Source organism: Gorillibacterium sp. sgz306347 (genome assembly GCF_059735245.1).
In genome coordinates this window covers 1-17,283 of the sequence record NZ_JCAPET010000070.1, presented here as the reverse complement: position 1 = coordinate 17,283, position 17,283 = coordinate 1, and the positions used below count along the sequence as shown (strand labels likewise).

The following is a 17,283-nucleotide window of genomic DNA, read 5'->3' as shown; positions in this document are numbered from 1 at the left end:
GCAATTATGGAGGGCTGTCCTTGTTTACGTTCATCTTAGCTAGAAGCTCGAGCAACGCGGAACGTGGGCGTCGGATCGAGATTCATTGAAGTTTGGGCACGTCGGATCGAGGCTCTCTGAAGTCTGGCCACGTCGGATCAGAGCTCTCCGAAGTCTAGGCATGTCGAATCGAGATTCTGTGGAGTTTGGGCATGTCGGATCGAGGTTCTGTGAAGTTTGGTTGCGTCGGATCGAGGCTCTCTGAAGTCTGAGCATGTCGGATCGAGGTTCTGTGAAGTTTAGGTGCGTCGGATCGAGGCCCTCTGAAGTCTGGACGCATTGGGTCGTGGCTACATCCGCCTCCTCCGTGATAGGCCGCAATAGATGATGGAATGGACACAATTTCCCGCGCAACTTTGGGCGGATAAACCAAGGGAGCCGGACCTACCCATTATGGGCTTGGTCCGGCTCCGCTTTTTTTCCTGTTTAGCCAACCGTTTGAAAATACTTTTCCGCGAGATAAGCGTCGGCGACGGCTTGTCCGGCCAGGCCGTTCGGATGCGCGTCGGTCCCGTTTCCGGTCATGTAGCGCGGCTGGATCAAATGCGCCTGCTCTCCCGGCTCGCCCAGGATGCGGGCGATGTCAAACACCCGGGTAACGCCGGCAGGCGGCTCTTCCCGGATGCGGCGGTTCACCTCGCGCCAAGCTTCTCCCTGCTCCCCGGTAAATTGAAACGGCGGCAGCGTGAGCAACGTAATGGGCGCTTGCGGGCGTTCCCGCCGGAACGTGGCGACGATTGCCTGCAGATCGTGAAAAATCGGATCGGCAGAGCGGTTCAGTGTGCCGATGTCGTTCACGCCGAGGCAAAGCGTCAGCTCGTCGCATAGGCAGGCTTTTGCCAGCCAGGGACTTCCTTCCCGCGCCAGATCGGCCGCCCGCGCCCAGCCGCTGCCGAGGTTCCAAACGCCGGTTCCAGTCCCGAGGCCCTCCGCGATTCGCGCCACCCAAAATTCATAGCGGTCGACATCCGTGCGGATGCCTTGGGTAATCGAATCCCCGACAAAAGCGATGCGGCGGGAAACCGGTTTTTCGTATGCAAGCAGAGCGGGCAGCACCGTCAGGTTGTCGGTCAGGCGGAACCCTTCCGGCAGCGCTTGGGCGGAGCGGTCGCCATCCGCGACATAGGCGCTTGCCAGCATGCCGTCGGCGTTATAAGGCACCTTGGCCTCCGGATCGTCCGCCGACAAGGTCCAGGTGACCGCCAGAAAATGGCCGTCCGGAATCGAAAACTCCGCCGGATCGCTGCAAAACCGTTCCCCCGGAGCTACCTCCTTGCGCGCTGAGCCGTTAAATGTCACTTCCAACAGGGACGAAGCCTCCACGCCGCCGTCCGGCACGCGCCCTCCGTCCGCGAGGGTCAGCCGCTCAATGGTCCAACGTCCGCCGCTATACCCGCCCCGGACAACCGGTTCGTCTCCCCAAGTCGAATCGGCGGCGTTGCCGTGCCATACGCGCAGCCGCCACGGCCCATACTCCCGAGGGCGTATGTAAGTCCGAAACGTCCGCACCGCGCTACCGAGCGGCATCAGATGATTGGCCGCCGACGACAGTGCCGTAAGCGGCGCATACCCGCCGGCAAAGGGCGTCTGATCTTTGCAAGACGGCTCCATGCTTACCTGTCTTTGCTCCGCCCCGTTTTCCTGCCTATGACCTGCGAATTTCCCCTCATTGTCTGCCTGGGCTTTGCGCAAGCCGGATGCTTCAGCATCTTGCCTTTGCCGCGTTGCTTCTCCCATGAAAGCTCCTCCGTTCTTCCTGCTGGTTCGCCGTTTCCGGGCAGGTCGGCGGAAGAGAAGGCTTCTCTCTCCTGCGCCCCGCACGCTTTCCCCGTATCCCCTCTTTGATGAAGCGGCGAGGACGGACCGGAACCATTCCTCTGCTTTTGCCGGACCACTTGCTTTTACCGGACCACTTGCTTTTACCGGATCGCCAAAGGACTGTTCTGCACAACCGAAAGCCACCGTTTGGCAATCAGCTCATGCCCCGCTGCGGTCGGATGCACGCCGTCCCACAGCCAATAAGCGGCGGGCGCCTTGCGCGCGGCCTCGTCAAACGCGTCCTGCAGCGGCACAAACACAGCGCCGAACTCCTCAGCCAGACGCCGCACAATGGAGCCGTAGGCGGTGATAAGCTCTTCCCAGTCCGGCCAGCGCTCTTCGGTCGCTCCCGTCCGAAGGACAAACGGCTCGCACAGCACCAGCCCCGTGCCGGGCCGCACTTCGCGGGTCTCGGCGAGCAGATACCGGTAGATCCGCTCAAAGCGGTCGGTGACTCCCGAAGGCTCCCGGCTCATAATCCGCCAAGCGTCGTTGACGCCGATCAGCAGACTGATCAGGTCCGGATTCAGGCTGAAGGCATCTTCGTTCCAGCGGGCGTATACATCGGATACGCGGTCCCCGCTGACCCCCCGGTTCAAAAACACGGGCGGCTTTTCCGGCAGCTCATGCCCCAGCCTGGCAGCGATAAGATACGGATAACTGTGCCCGAGAATATGATTCGGATCGTCGTTTCTTCCCCGTCCTCCGTCGGTAATGGAGTCCCCTTGAAACAGAATGATTTGGCTTGTCATATTGGCTCGATCCCCTTTTGCCGGTAGTAGAAAAGTGAACGCTTACAGTATACCTTATCGGACGGAAGACGGGCAGTTAAAAATGCCCCAACCGGTCTGACCTGGAAACGGGCCGGCCAAAAAGGTCCGTCCGCGCGGAAAGCCCCCTTGAAGCGGCGCGTGCATGCACCGGCTTTCGCCGGGGTTATGCACCGCGTCCGACAAGGAGGCTTTCTCCAAGCGCCGCAGCGGGCGCATCGCATCAGACGTTCAAATCGGCGGTCTCCGCCTTGGAGCCGTAGGCCCACACCTGCATAGCGGCGCCGACCATGTTGCTGCTTTCGCCAAGCGCCGCCGGCAGCACGCGGACCGCGCCCAGCATGGAAGGCATCGTCAGGTCGGCAATCCGCTCCCGCAGCGGCCCGAACAGCGGCTCGCCGATCTCCGCAACGCCGCCGCCGATGACGACCGCCTGCGGGTTCAGGGTGTGCACCAGGCTCGCCACGGCGGAAGCAAGCGCGTTAATCGCCTGCTCCATCACGCGGGTCGCCTCGGGCTCGCCGTCCCGCCAGCGGGCCACCACCAGCTTGGCGCCGCCCTCTTCGGGCGCGCCTGCGGCGGTCGCTGCCGCCAGCTCCCGGTACCGGTTCCAGATCCCGGTTCCGGATGCGTACAGCTCCAGGCAGCCGCGGTTGCCGCAAATGCAGCGGGGGCCGTTCATGTCCACCGACAGGTGGCCGATCTCGCCCGCGCCGCCGTTTGCGCCGTGCAGCAGCCGGCCCTCCGTCATGACCGCACCGCCGACGCCGGTGCCAAGCGCCAGGCAGACGAGATGCTCGGCATCCCGTCCCGCGCCGTACCGGCTTTCGGCCAGCGCCAGCACGTTGACATCGTTGTCGATGTAAACGGGCGCCTCAAACCGGCGGGCCACCAGCTCGCGGACCGGCGTGCCGGTATAGCCCGGAATCAGATCGCTCGCGAAATGAACCGTTCCCCGCGCAAAGTCAATCTGTCCCGCGCTGCCGATGCCGATGCCGGCGAGCGGCCGGGCTCCTTCCCGCTCCCGCCACAGCATGCGGACCGTCTCGATGCCCAGAAATACCTGGTCCATCACCCGGCGCTCCATAGCCATGGTGGGCAGGGACAGCTGTTCCAGGATCGTTCCGTCGCTGCGAACGAGCCCGAACCGGATTTTGGTGCCGCCAATGTCGACCCCGATGGCCACCGAATCTTCCGGAAAAGCAAGCATATGGTTCTCTCCTCTCCGCTTAACGCCGCCCGTTAAACCGGGTTGGCCTGGGTTTCCAGCCACTCCGCCGCGGCCGAGGTATAGCCCTCGGCGATCAGCTGCGGCCGCGTAATGGCGCTGCCGACTACCACATAGCGTGCGCCTGCCTGCAGAGCCTGTACCGCTTCCGCCGGGGTCCAGATCTTTCCTTCCATCACAACCGGCACCTTCAGCGCTTTGCTGAGCCGGGCCGCAAGCTCAATATCCGGTCCCTTCGACTGCGGGCTGTAGGGGGTGTAGCCGGAAAGCGTCGTGGACACAAAGTCGAAGCCGGCCTTCTCGGCTTCCACGCCTTCCTCGTAGGTGGAAACGTCGGCCATCGCCAGTCTTCCCGCTTGGTGGATGTACGCTACCAGCTCGCGGGCTTTTTCGTACCGGCCTTCGCGGTCGGTGAAGTCCATCGCGACGATATCCGCCCCGGCTTCAATAATCGCAGCCGTTTCCTTCAGCGTCGGCGTGATGAAAATTTCCGAGCCCGGGATGTTTTGTTTGTAAAGGCCGATAAGCGGCAGCGGATTGGCCTTCTTGATGGCGGCCACATCCTCCGGCCCGTTGGCACGAAGCCCGATCGCACCTGCGATACGTGCCGCCTCCGCCATTTTCACCATCGTGTCTCCTCCGTGCAGCGGTTCGCCGGGCAGCGCCTGGCAGGAAACGATAATGCCCCGTTTTGCGAAAATACTCATAAAAACTCCCACCCTCTTAGTAAATATTTTTTCCTTTTTTATTTAGAAAAATGAATATATCCTCTATTTCCTAGTGTAGGGGCATCGCCCCCACTGCTTTGGCAGTTCCGGTTTGGTCCTGCTGTCCGGTAATCGTAAAAAACGTTCTTTTCCCGCGCCTTATCCAACCGTTCCCGTCTTGTTCATGCAAATCCTGTTCCGCTTAGCTTCGCAAGAATCGGGATTCGCCTTGCTGCCGACCGCCGAGTATCGGGCCGCTCACCTCCCCTCCTACGCCGCGGTCCGGCTTATTTCGCTTAGTACAGCTTGTCCGCTACCGCGTCGGCGGTTTTCCGGATGGCCCGATGGGCGGTTTCGTTGCGGTGCATCGACAAAAGCGTCGACAAAATATCGATCATGTGAATTTGGGCGATCTTCGTGGAAAGGGCCCCTCCCTGGAACGGCATTTCCTTGGAGGGCACAAGCAGCACGATGTCCGCGTAATTGGTGATCGGCGACTTTGCGTGGCTGGTCAGGCAGATGATCCGGGCGCCGTTTTCCTTGGCCGTCCGCATTGCTTCCACCAGATCCTTGGTGCTGCCGGAGGTGGAAATGCCGAACACGACATCGCCTTCCTTCACCAGTGCCGCCGACATCGCCACGATGTGAATGTCGCGCTGCGCTTCCACCGTCAGCCCGATCCGCATGAACCGGTAGTGGGCGTCCAGGGCGGTGATTCCCGAGGAACCGACCCCGTAGACGAAAACGCGTTTTGCTTCCGCCAGCGCTTCGACGGCGCGGCCCACGGTTTTCAGATCGATCAGCTCCAGCGTCATGTCCAGCAGCTTTGCGTGGTTGGCCGTCAGCTTGCGGGCGATCGTTTCCCGGTCGTCGTCCTCGCCGATTTCCTCGTCGATGTAGGAGGAGACGTTCACCAAATCCTGCGCGACGGAAAGCTTGAACTCGTGGTAGCCGCGAAAGCCCACCTTGCGGCAAAACCGGATTACGGAGGTTTCTCCCACTTTTGCTTTCTCCGCCAGATCGGTTACCGTGGCGAGCACGGCGTACTCCGGGTCGACCTGAACGGCGTCCGCTACCTTTTTCTCGGCTTTGGTGAGGGAATTGTAAATGCTGGCGATCATCAGCAAGGTGCTGGAGGCTTGGATGGGCTTGCCGACTTTGCTCATAAACGACCTCATTTCTGGGATTGGAAAGCGCGCGGGTAAAGCGCTTCTTTTACCTGTGATCATACCACTAATGAATGGCGGCATAAAGAGAAGAATTTTATTTTTTGATAAAAAAAAGAATCTTTTCTCCAAAACGATGGTTTTGTGATAGTATACAGGGTAAATCCAACTCTTACGGAGGAATCGTCCATGGGCTCTATTGTCTATTTGCCGCTCGACGAGCGGCCCTGTAACGTAAAATACCCGCAGCAGCTTGCGGAAATCGGCGGACTGACGCTGGCTGTGCCGCCGCTTTCGCTTCTTGGTGACAAGAAGACGCCGGCCAAAACAGCCGAGCTGGCCGACTGGCTGCTGGAGGAAGCGGCAACCGCCGAAACCCTGATCGTGTCGGTGGACATGCTCGTCTACGGCGGCATCGTTCCGTCGCGCCTGCATTATTTGGCGGAGCGCGATTGCGCCGCGCGCCTGTCCGTGCTCCGGCAGTGCAAAGAGAACAATCCGGGCTTGCGCATCCATGCGTTCAACCTGATCATGCGCGCGCCCGCGTACAACAGCAATGACGAAGAGCCTGACTATTACAGCCAGTACGGCTCGCTTATCCAGCGGTACGGCTGGCTGCTGGACAAGAGCAGCGGCGGGCCCCTGACCGGTGAAGACGCGGCGGAATGGGACAAGATCGCAAAGGAGCTCCCTACCGATATTTTACTAGACTTTACGACCCGCCGCCAAACCAACGCGGCCGTCAACGAAATGTGTCTGGCGCTGGTACGGGAAGGAATTATCGACCGGCTGGTGATTCCGCTGGACGACAACGCGCGTTACGGGTTCACCTCCATGGAGCAGCGCAAGCTTCTGTTTGCCGTGGAATCCGGACGCCTGATGGACCGCGTGCTGATCTACCCGGGCGCCGATGAAATCGGCTGTACCATTCTGGCCCGCGTCTTCTGCGAGCAAAAGGGATACCTGCCGGAAGCTTACGTCCGTTATTCTTCGACCCAAGGGCCGTTTGTCATTCCCCGGTACGAGGACCGCTCCCTGAACGAAAGCATCAAATCGCACCTGACCGCTTCCGGTGCCTTTATGACGGAAGCTTCGGGCGATGCCGATTTTGTGCTGATGGTCAACTCGCCGCCGGTCAACCAGGCCGAAGCCGCGGAAACCAGTACGGCTTACCAGGACCGGCACCGCTCCTACTTTTCCGAAATGCATCTGCCGGAATTCGCACAGGCGATCCGGGTCTATGCGCGAAAAGGGAAATTTGTCGCCCTTGCGGATGTCGCCACCTCGAACGGCGGAGACGAGCCGCTGATGCGCCTTTTGTATCAAACCGGCGGGCTGGCGGACCTGTCCGCTTACGCCGGGTGGAATACCTCGGGCAACACGATGGGAACGGTGGTCGCCCATGCCGTCATCGCTTCTTATTTCGCCTCCCGTCCCGACGAATTCACGGCGGAGCGCAGACGTAAAAGCGAAGCGTTCCTGGCCTACCGGCTGCTGGAGGACTGGGGCTATCAGACCAACGTCCGCACCGGTGTCAACCGGGAGCTGCGCGAGGGCGCAAACCCGGCGGGCGAAGGCTCTCCGCTTGACGTCGAAGCGTTGACCGCCCGGATCGCCGAACGCCTGACGGATTTTTACGAGCGCCATTTGAGCGGGCTCTATTCCGCTCCTTTTGCGGTCCGCAATGTGAGCCTCCCCTGGAAACGCACCTTCGAAGTGAATTTCGAGTTGACGGAGCGCGTCTGATCCGCCTTTTTCCATCCTTCGCCGGGGCCGTGCGCCCCGGCGGAGAGCTTCCGCTCTATGCTTCATGGTTTCCCCGGCAGCCCTGACGGCTGCCCGAAGAAATGAATGGGCATGACCAGCCTCCCGCACGGGAGCCGGAACCTCCGGCTCCCGTTTTTGCCGTTGGCCGCGGGCCTTGTTTTCATCCGGCCGTCGCGCGCTTGCGGCCCTGCTCCCATTCCCCCGTTTCCCTTTCCTCGCTTCCCCAATTTCCTGCCCCTTCCCCCGTTTCCCTTTCCCTGCTTCCNATCCGGCCGTCGCGCGCTTGCGGCCCTGCTCCCATTCCCCCGTTTCCCTTTCCTCGCTTCCCCAATTTCCTGCCCCTTCCCCCGTTTCCCTTTCCCTGCTTCCCCAATTTCCTGCCCCTTCCCCCGTTTCCCTTTCCCTGCTCCCTTCTCCCGCTGTTGCTGTTTGGGTACGCCATCCTTCATTTGCCGCTTGAGACTCAGTTTCGGGAACGGCTGATTACTCTTTCCTGGGCCTTTTCGCCAAGTTCGGATTATTTCGACTCAATTCGACAAATATCTACATAACTATTTCATATTGTGGATTTTTTTTCTTGTCGAAATCTGGGTCCCCTGCTATACTGAACGGGTATATCATCCTGGGAGGGGATTGTTTTGACCGCTTCAAGAACGCTCAAATGGATCACGGGAAGCCTGGAAATCGTACTGGCCATTCCCGTATTCGGAGCAGCCATCGTCATTGGTTCGTTTTACACCGTGCTTGGACTCATGTTTGTTCTTCACCTCGTTACCCTCATCTTGTCGTCCAAGAACAAGGAGGCCATTCACGGCAGCGTGCTGGGGATTGTAACCTCCCTGCTGGCCTGGATTCCCTTTGTCGGCTGGGTTCTCCACTTGATCACGGGCATCCTGCTCATGGTCAGCGCCGCGCAAAAGGCAAAAACGACCCTTCCGCCTTCTTACCAAGCTTAACCGGCTACATACACAGAGGGACGATAGCCATGAAAAAAGGACTCCAGGCGGAGTCCTTTTTTCATGGGCTTTTAATAAGTTTGTTGGCGGGGTATGGGCTAGTCGGTAAGTTGGTTGGCTAGTTGGTAAGTTGGTTGGCTAGTTGGTAAGTCAGTTAAGTTAGTTTGGCTAGTCGGTAAGTAGTTTGACTGGTTGGCGAGTTGGTTGGTTGGTTCTAGATGATGTTAGTTGATTAGTTAGTTGTTAAGTATTCTAATTTACTTGTTAAGTATTCTAATAAGGTTAGTTGAGTTAGTTGGTGAGTTTAGCCGGTAAGTTCTGTTGTTGAATTTTGTTGTTAAGATTGTCCGTAAAGACTGAATCTCGGTCCGGGCTGTTTTATAGGCGGGGGCTGACCGTGTCTCAGGCATATCATATCGGGAAGGTACCTTCGGGAAAAGTGAATGGCCCCAGGCAATTTCTTCGATATGTCCTGCATTATCCTGCAAAAATGCAGCATTTTCCCAAGGGGAGACTCCTACTTTGGAAAAATGATGCTAAAATGCAGGATTTCTCGCCGCCCGGAGCCAAACGGAGCCCGAAGGCTAATAAAATCCTGCATAAACGCAGTATTCCCATGAAATGGAACCGTTTCATCCGGGAAATCATGCATTTTTGCATCATTCTATCCCGGGTGGGTATGGGGGGCAGATGGGGTACGGGGGACGGGGGTACGCGGCGGTAGCCAACTCAGCGAGTACAAAGAAACCCTTCGCCTCTTCCCCTCGACTCCCCCGACGCTAGCCGTATACCTTACCTGGCGGGGAGAGGAACGGCAGCGCTTGGCCCCCCGTTTGCCAATCCCCGCTCAACCTCTGCCATTTTACTCCGGTTGCTGCTGATTTCCGGGGGGCTTTTGGCGTGAATTGGCGCCTATTGCCGTTCATGGCCGTCCGGTCCCCCGGCCCAATGATTACACCGTGCCGAAAGGCGGGTTGAGGTTTTCGTCGAGGGCGTATTCGAAATCGTCGATGTCGACCACCACGACCGGTACTTCGGCTTCCAGCATCCGGTCGATCAGATCGAACTGATCCGTCAGTAGAGGCGCGTTCCCGCTCCGGCAGGTCATGATCAGCTCGGTTTCGACCTCGTCGAACAGCTCCCCGTATTGGGCATTCTCCGTCGCATAAACGACCGTCAGGGAAACGTTGTCGGAGATCGGCAAGGGCGGCGTTTTGCTCCAGGGGGCGAGCAGCGTCGCGCGGATTTTCTTGGAAATGAACGGCGTCTCGAAAAATGCGATCAGCCGCGCGATCGATTCCCGCACGTACTGCTCCTCTCCCGAGTCGGACATAATCGGCTCGGGGTCTCCGTCCATCTCATACAATTCGCTGATTGTGGAATAGGGAATCAAGTATTCAACCGGCTTGGCCGGTACCATCAGATGCCCGTAGATGGCCAGCATGACCGCTTCAATGACAAATCGACTTGGCATGGTTCGTCCTTATCCTTCGCTTGGTTTGGTTTCATTGATAACCTTACAATTTATCCCGAAACGGGTCAAGCCGGACGTCTCCCGCTGGCTGCTGCCGCAGTCGGCACGTCTCTTCCCCTCATCGTCCGGCATGCTGCCGCACACGTCGCGTCTCTTCCCCTCTTCATCCGGCACGCTGCCGCGGTCGGCGCGTCTTTTCCCCCCGTCAGCCGGCACGCAACCGCAGTCGGCGCGTCTTTTCCCCCCGTCAGCTAGCACGCAACCGCAGTCGGCGCGTCTCTTCCCCCCGTCAGTCGGCACGCAACCGCAGTCGGCACGTCTCTTCCCCCCGTCAGCTAGCACGCAACCGCAGTCGGCGCGTCTTTCCCCTCGTCAGCCGGCACCGACCGCACACGTCACGTCTCTTTCCCTCGTCAGCCGGCACGCAACCGCAGTCGGCACGCAGGCCGGGCGCAAAAAAAAACGCCGCCCCTCCTCAGGTGCGGCATTCTTGGCCGGGCTGGCTTACAGGCTGCTTCAAGGCCCTTTGGGCGCGGCGTTCGCCAGCGCGGGAAGCAGCTTTACGCCGCGCTCCATTCGCGCTTTGCAATGCGGACAAGCCGGTTCGTCGGCAAAAGAAAAATTGTCCCGCATCCATCCGTTGCAGCTTTCGTTCGAACACTCCCAAACCGCCGTTTCCTCCAGCGGAAGCTCCTCCGCCGGTTTTTTCCGCGAATAATACACAGGGCTCCTCCTTTCCGCACCTCAGCGTCGGCACGTTCCCTCCCATTGGCAAAAGAAAAATCACACATGGACGAAGGTTACCGGGAACGAAACCATAACCTTGTCACATATGTGAAGTTCGTCGAATTTTCCGATTGCTTCCATTGTACCACAAAGGGGTGAATTACCGCAAACGGCAGCCGCCCAAAAACCGCAGGAAAATAAGCCCTCTTCCTCTTCTGCGCCCATTTACGGCAAAACGTTCGCGATCAGCGTGAGCGCGAGGCCCACCACAAACCCGCACAGCGCGCCGTTGACGCGAATCCACTGCAAATCCTTCCCCACCTTTTCTTCCAGCATTTCAACCAGAACGGCATCGTCCATCTGGTCAAGATTCTCCTTGACGATCTGCCCGATGCGGTAGTGATTGGCCTCGACAAAGCCGATCAGGGAACCCCGCACCCGATCCTCCGCCTCCGTCACCCAGCCCGGCTCGGCCTGAAGCCGGCGGACGAGGGCGCGGTACGCTTTGAAGATGGCCCGCCCGCCGTTCGTCTTCTCTTCCTCCAGCCGGGCGACCGCGGCGGCCCGGAGCTTTTCCAGGCTGCTCGCCAGGAAGGCGGCCACGTCTTCTTCCCGCAGCCGGCTCGCCGCCCAGTCCTTCAGCCGCTGCTGGGCTTCCCGGTTATGGGCCAGCTGGACCAGCTGCACGCGGATTTCCCGAAGCACCGTGTCCCGGTAGGGGCTTTCTTCTTCTTGCAGGTCGCGGATGGCGGACAGCAGCATCCCCTGGAGAATGTCCCCCAGCTGATACTCGTCCATAAAGCCGACCGCCGCCTGGAGAGCAAAGCCTTTAAAGCCGCCCAGCTTGAGGCCGGACAATTTGTCGTGCGCCAGCTTGCCGAGCAGCTGGCGGGTTTCCGGCCGCTCCGCCCAGCTCCAGCCTTGGGCAAGGGCAAAATCAAGCGCCTCGGCGTCCCGTCTCTCCAGGACAAGCCGCTCCACGATGGACTCGGCGGCCGGCTCCAGGTCGGCCTTTGCCGCGTAGTCCGCGAGCGCCGCTTGCAGATGCGGCACCGCCCGCTCAAGCGGGACCCGCCCGGCCAGGCGGATCAGCCAGTCCGCCATCTGGACGCGGACGGCCTTTCTTCCCATCCGCCGGGCCGCAAACGAACCGGCCAGCTTGGCGAACGGGAGCTGGCGGAGCTTGTTTTCGATGCTCGTTTTGTTCAAAAGCTCGTTTTCCATGCTGGAAATCAGCGCATTTACGATCTTGTCCCGGTTTTTGAGCAGAAGGGACGTGTGGGGAATCGGAATACCCATCGGATAGCGGAACAGCGCCGTCACGGCAAACCAGTCGGCAAGCCCGCCGACGAGTCCCGCTTCAAAGCCGCCGCGCAAGAGATCGACGGCAAAGGTGTCGGGCAGAAAAAAGGTCGCCAAAAAGCCGGCGGCCATCACGGCCAGCGAAACGCCTGCCAAATATCTTGAGTTCATAAACCGAACAGCCTCCTTGTGCCGAGCGCCCGCGAAAGGGCGTCATGCTGCTGTTTTTCATTATACCACGAATGCGGCCCCCCTCTGAAAAGCGGGGTCCCTCCTTTCATTTTGACCCAAACCGCCGCTCCGCTATAATTGGAAAAAGAAGATCATAGATTCCAGATACAGGGAGGGTCTGATTATGTCCAGCTCCTTGCTGACCAAAACCGCATTGGCCGGCTCGCTTAAAAACGCCATGCGCGCGATGCCGATCAACAAAATCACCGTGGCGCAGCTTGCGGCAGAATGCGGTCTGAACCGGCAAACCTTTTATTATCATTTTCACGACGTATACGATCTGCTCGGATGGATTTACCGCACGGAAGCACTGGAAAGCATTCAGGCCTACCGGAGCTACGGCACCTGGACCGGCGGCTTCCGCAAAATTTTCCATTACATGGAGGAAAACAAAGCGTTTTGCCTGAACACCCTTCATTCGGTCGCGCGTCCGCATCTGGACCAGTATCTGTACGCCGTAACCAACGATCTGATCCTCGGCGTTGTCAACGAGCTGGCCGAAGGGCGGAACGTCAGCGAAAGCGACAAAAGCTTCCTGGCCAATTTTTACACGCTTGCTTTCACGGGCCTCGTGATCCAGTGGATGACCACCGGCATGCGGGACGAACCGGACGACATGATCGCCCGGCTGAACCGGCTGATCGAGGGCAACTTTGCCAAAGCGCTGGACCGCTATGAACAATCCGGCCGGTCTGTCTGATTTTTGGACACCCGCCGGGCATTGCCTATACTGGTTCCGGACGCGCCGCCGTATAGTGGGGAGGAACCCATTTCCATTTACACGGAGGCGATAACGATGAAAACGCAAGAGGCCGGGCACGTTTATTTTGTCGGCGGCGGAATCGCGTCGTTGGCGGGCGCCGCCTTTCTCGTCCGGGATTGCGATTATCCGGGCGAAGCCATCCACATTCTCGAAGAAATGCACGTTCTGGGCGGCAGCAACGACGGTGCGGGCGACCCCGAGCGCGGCTACGTTATCCGGGGCGGGCGGATGCTGAACGACGAAACGTACGAAAATACCTGGGACCTGTTGCTGTCGATCCCCTCCCTGGAGCAGCCGGGGCTATCGGTGCGGGAAGAGATCGTCGCCTTCGATACCGCCCATCCCACGCATTCCAACGCGCGGCTGGTCAACCGGCACGGCGAGGTGGAGGACGTGCTGTCGATGGGCTTCAACACCGCCGACCGCCTGGCCATGGCCAAGCTGCTCCTAACGCCCGAGGACGCCATGGGCAAAGCCCGCATCAACGACTGGTTCGGGCCCCGCTTCTTCGAAACGAACTTCTGGTACATGTGGGCGACCACCTTCGCCTTTCAGCCCTGGCACAGTGCGGTGGAGCTGAAGCGCTACATGATCCGGTTCATGCACGAATTCCCGCGGATTCATACGCTGGAGGGTGTAACCCGGACGCCGTTCAACCAGTACGACTCGATCATTCTGCCGCTCTACCGCTACCTGGAAAAGCGCGGGGTCGACTTTTCGCTGAAATGCACGGTGACCGATCTGGCGTTCGGGGAGGGCGACGGCATTACCGTAACCGGCCTGCATCTGGTCCGGGACGGCCGGGAAGAAACCTTGCCGCTTGGCGGAAAGGACCTGGTGATCGTTACCAACGGCTCGATGACGGAGGGCTCCAGCCTCGGCTCCATGACCTCCGCGCCAAAGCTGAACGGCAAAGGCAGCTCCTGGGCGCTGTGGGACAAAATCGCGGCCAAAAAGCCCGGGCTTGGCAATCCCTCTTCTTTCGACGACCATGTGGACGGCTCGAAGTGGGAATCGTTTACGGTGACCTGCCGGGACGCGCGGTTTTTCGACCGGATGGAAGCCTTCTCGCGCAACAAGGCGGGCTCCGGCGCTCTGGTCACCTTAAAGGATTCGAGCTGGCTGCTGTCGATCGTTCTTGCCCACCAGCCGCATTTTCGCAACCAGCCCGAGCACATCAAGGTATTCTGGGGCTATGGCCTGTTTCCCGACCGGCCGGGCGATTATGTAAAAAAACCGATGGCCGCCTGCACCGGAGAGGAAATTTTAACCGAGCTGCTCCACCATCTGCATTTCGACGACGACCGGGAGGCGATTCTGGCAACCGCCAGCTGCATTCCCTGCATGATGCCCTACATCACAGCGCAGTTCATGCCCCGCGCCGCCGGCGACCGGCCCAAGGTGATCCCGGACGGATCGACAAACCTCGCCTTCATTGGACAATTTTGCGAAATTCCGGACGACGTGGTGTTTACCGAGGAATATTCGGTCCGCACGGCACGGCTCGCCGTCTACGGACTGCTGGGCGTAAACAAGCCGGTCGCTCCGATCAGCCAGCATCATTTTGACGTACGCACTCTTCTAAACGGCCTGATCACCTCCTACCGTTAAAAGCATCCTTCACAGCGAAAAAGGCTCTCCCGTCCGGCCCGGCGCCGCTGCGGAGGGCCTTTTGGTTTTGGGCCGGTTACCGCCGAGCCGCGCCTCATGCCGTTCTTTCACGCCGACTTCGGCAAATCAACAAAATCCCGCCGGAATAGTGATAGGAACATCCGTTCCAATTGTAGTATAATTTTTCCAGGCCGCAGGTTGTCCATTGCCCATTTTTCCGCCCAAGGAGGTGAGAGCAGGCTCGCGCTTGTATAACGCACTTCTTCAGGTTCCAAGCAACCCATTACGGAAGGGGAATGAAGCTGTGAAACGAAAACCATTTTTGAAAGCGCTTTATTTGTTGCTTGCTTTCTGCCTGCTGCTGCCCTTTTCTTCCGCTTTGCCTGCTCCGTCCGCCCATGCGGCCGATACGCTCCTCACGAGCTCCGATTTTGAAGACGGCACGGTCCAAAGCTGGGCCGGGCGGGGCGGCGTGGAAACGCTGGAGGCTGCGGCGGCCGCGGCCCGCTCCGGTTCGTATGGCCTGAGCGTCGGCGGACGGACCAAAACCTGGCACGGCCCGACGCTGGACGTGACCGCCCTGATGCAGCCCGGCCAAACGTACCGGTTTGCCGGGTGGGTGAAAATGCCGGCGGGCGTCTCCTCCGCGACGATTACCCTCTCGATGCAGCGGACAACCTCGGCCAACACTTATTACGAAAACCTGGCCACCGCTTCGGCGAACGCAAACGGCTGGGTCAAGGTGCAGGCGGAGTACAAGCTGTACGAGCCCGCCGAAAGCCTGGCGGTGTATTTTGAAATTCCGGAAAGCGCCACCGCCTCCTTCTACCTGGACGATTTTACGATGGAACGGCTGCCCGAGCCCGATCCGCTGGTGATCGAACCGGACATTCCTTCCCTCCAGGACGTCTTTGCCGGCAAATTCCTGCTTGGCACCGCTTTTACCAATAACGAGCTTTATTCGCAGGGCGAACGGGACCTGCTGGACAAGCACTTTAACGTGCTGACGCCGGGCAATGCGCTGAAATGGGATGCCACGCAGCCCAGTGAAGGCTCCTTTGACTTCACCGGCTCGGATACGGCCGTCGAGTTCGCGCGCGACCACGGCAAGCTGGTCCGCGGCCATACGCTGGTCTGGCACAACCAGACGCCGGACTGGGTGTTCCGCAACGCGGACGGCAGCCTGGCCAGCAAGGAACTGCTGTACGCGCGGATGAAAACGCATATCGAAACGGTCATGAAACGCTACAAGGACGATATCTACGCCTGGGACGTCGTGAACGAAGTGATCGACGCTTCGCAGCCGGACGGCCTGCGCCGCAGCCTGTGGTATCAGATTGCGGGCGAAGAGTACATTGAAATGGCGTTTGAATTCGCCCGCGCGGCCGATCCCGACGCCAAGCTGTTCATCAACGATTACAACACGCACGAAACCGCCAAGGGACAAGCGCTCTACAACCTGGTGCAGCGGCTGCAGGCAAAAGGCGTGCCGATCGACGGCGTCGGCCACCAGACGCACATCAGCCTGTATTACCCCCGGATGTCGGAGATCGAAAATTCGATCGTCAAGTTCAAGGCGCTCGGCCTGGAACAGCATATTACGGAGCTCGACATGAGCGTTTATTCCAGCGATTCGCAGAAATACGACACCTTCCCGGAAAACCTGAAGCAGCAGCAGGCTACGCTGTACAAGCAGCTGTTCGATATTTTCCGCCGCCACACCGACGCCATCACCAACGTCACGCTGTGGGGCAAGGACGACGCCAACACCTGGCTGCGCACCTTCCCGGTGACCCGCAACAACTGGCCGCTGCTGTTCGACGAGCGGCTGCAGTCGAAGCCCGCTTACTGGGCGATCGTTCAGGACCCGAACACGCCGGTCATTCCGCCCGTACCGACCGGCCTGACCGCGTTTGCCGGAAACGCCCGCGTCGATTTGACGTGGAGCGCCTCCGCCGGGGCGACCTCCTATTCCGTGAAGCGTTCGCTGACGAGCGGAGGGCCCTACACCGAAATTGGCACCTCGGCGGGAGCCAGCTACAGCGACGCGACCGCGGCCAACGGGACGACCTATTACTATGTCGTAAGCGCCGCGAACAGTGCCGGCTCCAGCGCGAACTCCGTCCAGGTCAGCGCCACGCCGACAAGCGGGCCGACGAATCCGGTGGGCAGCCTGTCCGTCCAGTACCGGGCGGCGGATACCAATTCCGGCGACAACCAGATGAAGCCGTTCTTCAATATTAAGAACGGCGGTACTGCGGCCGTGAACGCCAGCGAACTGACGCTGCGCTATTGGTTTACGGCGGACGGAACCCAGCCGATCAACGTATTTTTCGATTACGCCCGGATCGGCTCCGGCAACCTGAGCGGCCAGATCGTGAAGCTTGCCTCTCCGCGGGCCGGTGCGGACGCTTATCTGGAGCTCAAATTCCTCCCGTCCGCGGGAGCCATCGCCGCCGGCGGAGACACCGGCGAAATCCAGACCCGCATGCACAAAGGCGACTGGTCGTCCTTCAACGAAGCAAACGACTACTCGTACGGCCCGACCCTCACCGCTTACGCAAACTGGGACCGGGTCACGCTCTACCGGAACGGCCAGCTAGTCTGGGGCGTAGAGCCCCAGTAACCGGCGGAACGGGGGCCGGCGGCCCTCCGAGCAGCAGCGGATCGCCGACCGGCGGGCTCATCCAGCTGCCCCTAAAGCAGCGGATCGCCGACCGGCGGG

The 17,283-nt window shown here is 59.8% G+C and carries 13 protein-coding genes; 5 read left to right on the top strand and 8 right to left on the bottom strand.

Annotated elements, in window-relative coordinates; translation table 11 throughout:
* Nucleotides 1-465: 465 nt before the first annotated feature.
* From AC6I6H_RS21545 to AC6I6H_RS21525, 5 genes are all read right to left on the bottom strand, one after another.
* The gene (locus AC6I6H_RS21545) at nucleotides 466-1,776 is read right to left on the bottom strand and encodes an SGNH/GDSL hydrolase family protein (RefSeq protein WP_497956535.1); all 1,311 of its coding nucleotides are present in this window, start codon (nucleotides 1,774-1,776) and stop codon (nucleotides 466-468) included.
* A gap of 182 nt (nucleotides 1,777-1,958) precedes the next feature.
* Nucleotides 1,959-2,609 carry an SGNH/GDSL hydrolase family protein gene (locus AC6I6H_RS21540; protein WP_497956533.1) on the bottom strand — a complete coding sequence of 217 codons (651 nt, stop codon included), beginning with the start codon at nucleotides 2,607-2,609 and terminating at the stop codon, nucleotides 1,959-1,961.
* A 241-nt stretch (nucleotides 2,610-2,850) separates the two neighbouring features.
* Nucleotides 2,851-3,837 carry an ROK family protein gene (locus tag AC6I6H_RS21535; protein WP_497956531.1) on the bottom strand — a complete coding sequence of 329 codons (987 nt, stop codon included), beginning with the start codon at nucleotides 3,835-3,837 and terminating at the stop codon, nucleotides 2,851-2,853.
* Between the two features lie 32 nt (nucleotides 3,838-3,869).
* Nucleotides 3,870-4,562, bottom strand: coding sequence for an N-acetylmannosamine-6-phosphate 2-epimerase (locus tag AC6I6H_RS21530; protein WP_497956529.1), 693 nt, complete (start codon nucleotides 4,560-4,562; stop codon nucleotides 3,870-3,872).
* Between the two features lie 296 nt (nucleotides 4,563-4,858).
* The gene (locus tag AC6I6H_RS21525; protein WP_497956526.1) at nucleotides 4,859-5,728 is read right to left on the bottom strand and encodes a MurR/RpiR family transcriptional regulator; all 870 of its coding nucleotides are present in this window, start codon (nucleotides 5,726-5,728) and stop codon (nucleotides 4,859-4,861) included.
* Between the two features lie 189 nt (nucleotides 5,729-5,917).
* Here AC6I6H_RS21525 and AC6I6H_RS21520 point away from each other — a divergent pair, with 189 nt between their 5' ends.
* Together AC6I6H_RS21520 and AC6I6H_RS21515 are read left to right on the top strand one after the other, a co-directional pair.
* Nucleotides 5,918-7,474 carry a DUF4127 family protein gene (locus tag AC6I6H_RS21520; protein ID WP_497956525.1) on the top strand — a complete coding sequence of 519 codons (1,557 nt, stop codon included), beginning with the start codon at nucleotides 5,918-5,920 and terminating at the stop codon, nucleotides 7,472-7,474.
* A 659-nt stretch (nucleotides 7,475-8,133) separates the two neighbouring features.
* Nucleotides 8,134-8,451, top strand: a complete 318-nt coding sequence (locus AC6I6H_RS21515; RefSeq protein WP_497956524.1) for a hypothetical protein — start codon at nucleotides 8,134-8,136, stop codon at nucleotides 8,449-8,451.
* Nucleotides 8,452-9,403: 952 nt separating this feature from the next.
* Here the strand turns inward: AC6I6H_RS21515 and AC6I6H_RS21510 are convergent.
* The 3 genes from AC6I6H_RS21510 to AC6I6H_RS21500 form a co-directional block, all read right to left on the bottom strand.
* Nucleotides 9,404-9,925: an ADP-heptose synthase gene (locus AC6I6H_RS21510; protein ID WP_497956523.1), complete on the bottom strand. Its 522-nt coding sequence runs from the start codon at nucleotides 9,923-9,925 to the stop codon at nucleotides 9,404-9,406.
* Between the two features lie 516 nt (nucleotides 9,926-10,441).
* The gene (locus tag AC6I6H_RS21505) at nucleotides 10,442-10,648 is read right to left on the bottom strand and encodes a cold-shock protein (protein WP_497956521.1); all 207 of its coding nucleotides are present in this window, start codon (nucleotides 10,646-10,648) and stop codon (nucleotides 10,442-10,444) included.
* A 228-nt stretch (nucleotides 10,649-10,876) separates the two neighbouring features.
* Complete coding sequence (locus AC6I6H_RS21500; protein ID WP_497956520.1) at nucleotides 10,877-12,124, bottom strand: DUF445 domain-containing protein; 1,248 nt, start codon at nucleotides 12,122-12,124, stop codon at nucleotides 10,877-10,879.
* Between the two features lie 184 nt (nucleotides 12,125-12,308).
* Here AC6I6H_RS21500 and AC6I6H_RS21495 point away from each other — a divergent pair, with 184 nt between their 5' ends.
* The 3 genes from AC6I6H_RS21495 (at nucleotide 12,309) to AC6I6H_RS21485 (ending at nucleotide 17,184) form a co-directional block, all read left to right on the top strand.
* On the top strand, nucleotides 12,309-12,884 hold the full coding sequence (locus tag AC6I6H_RS21495; RefSeq protein WP_497956519.1) for a TetR-like C-terminal domain-containing protein: 576 nt from the start codon (nucleotides 12,309-12,311) through the stop codon (nucleotides 12,882-12,884).
* Between the two features lie 96 nt (nucleotides 12,885-12,980).
* Entirely contained in the window at nucleotides 12,981-14,558 is a 1,578-nt protein-coding gene (locus tag AC6I6H_RS21490; RefSeq protein ID WP_497956518.1) for an oleate hydratase, read from the top strand.
* Between the two features lie 304 nt (nucleotides 14,559-14,862).
* Complete coding sequence (locus tag AC6I6H_RS21485; protein ID WP_497956516.1) at nucleotides 14,863-17,184, top strand: endo-1,4-beta-xylanase; 2,322 nt, start codon at nucleotides 14,863-14,865, stop codon at nucleotides 17,182-17,184.
* The last annotated feature ends 99 nt before the right edge of the window (nucleotides 17,185-17,283 follow it).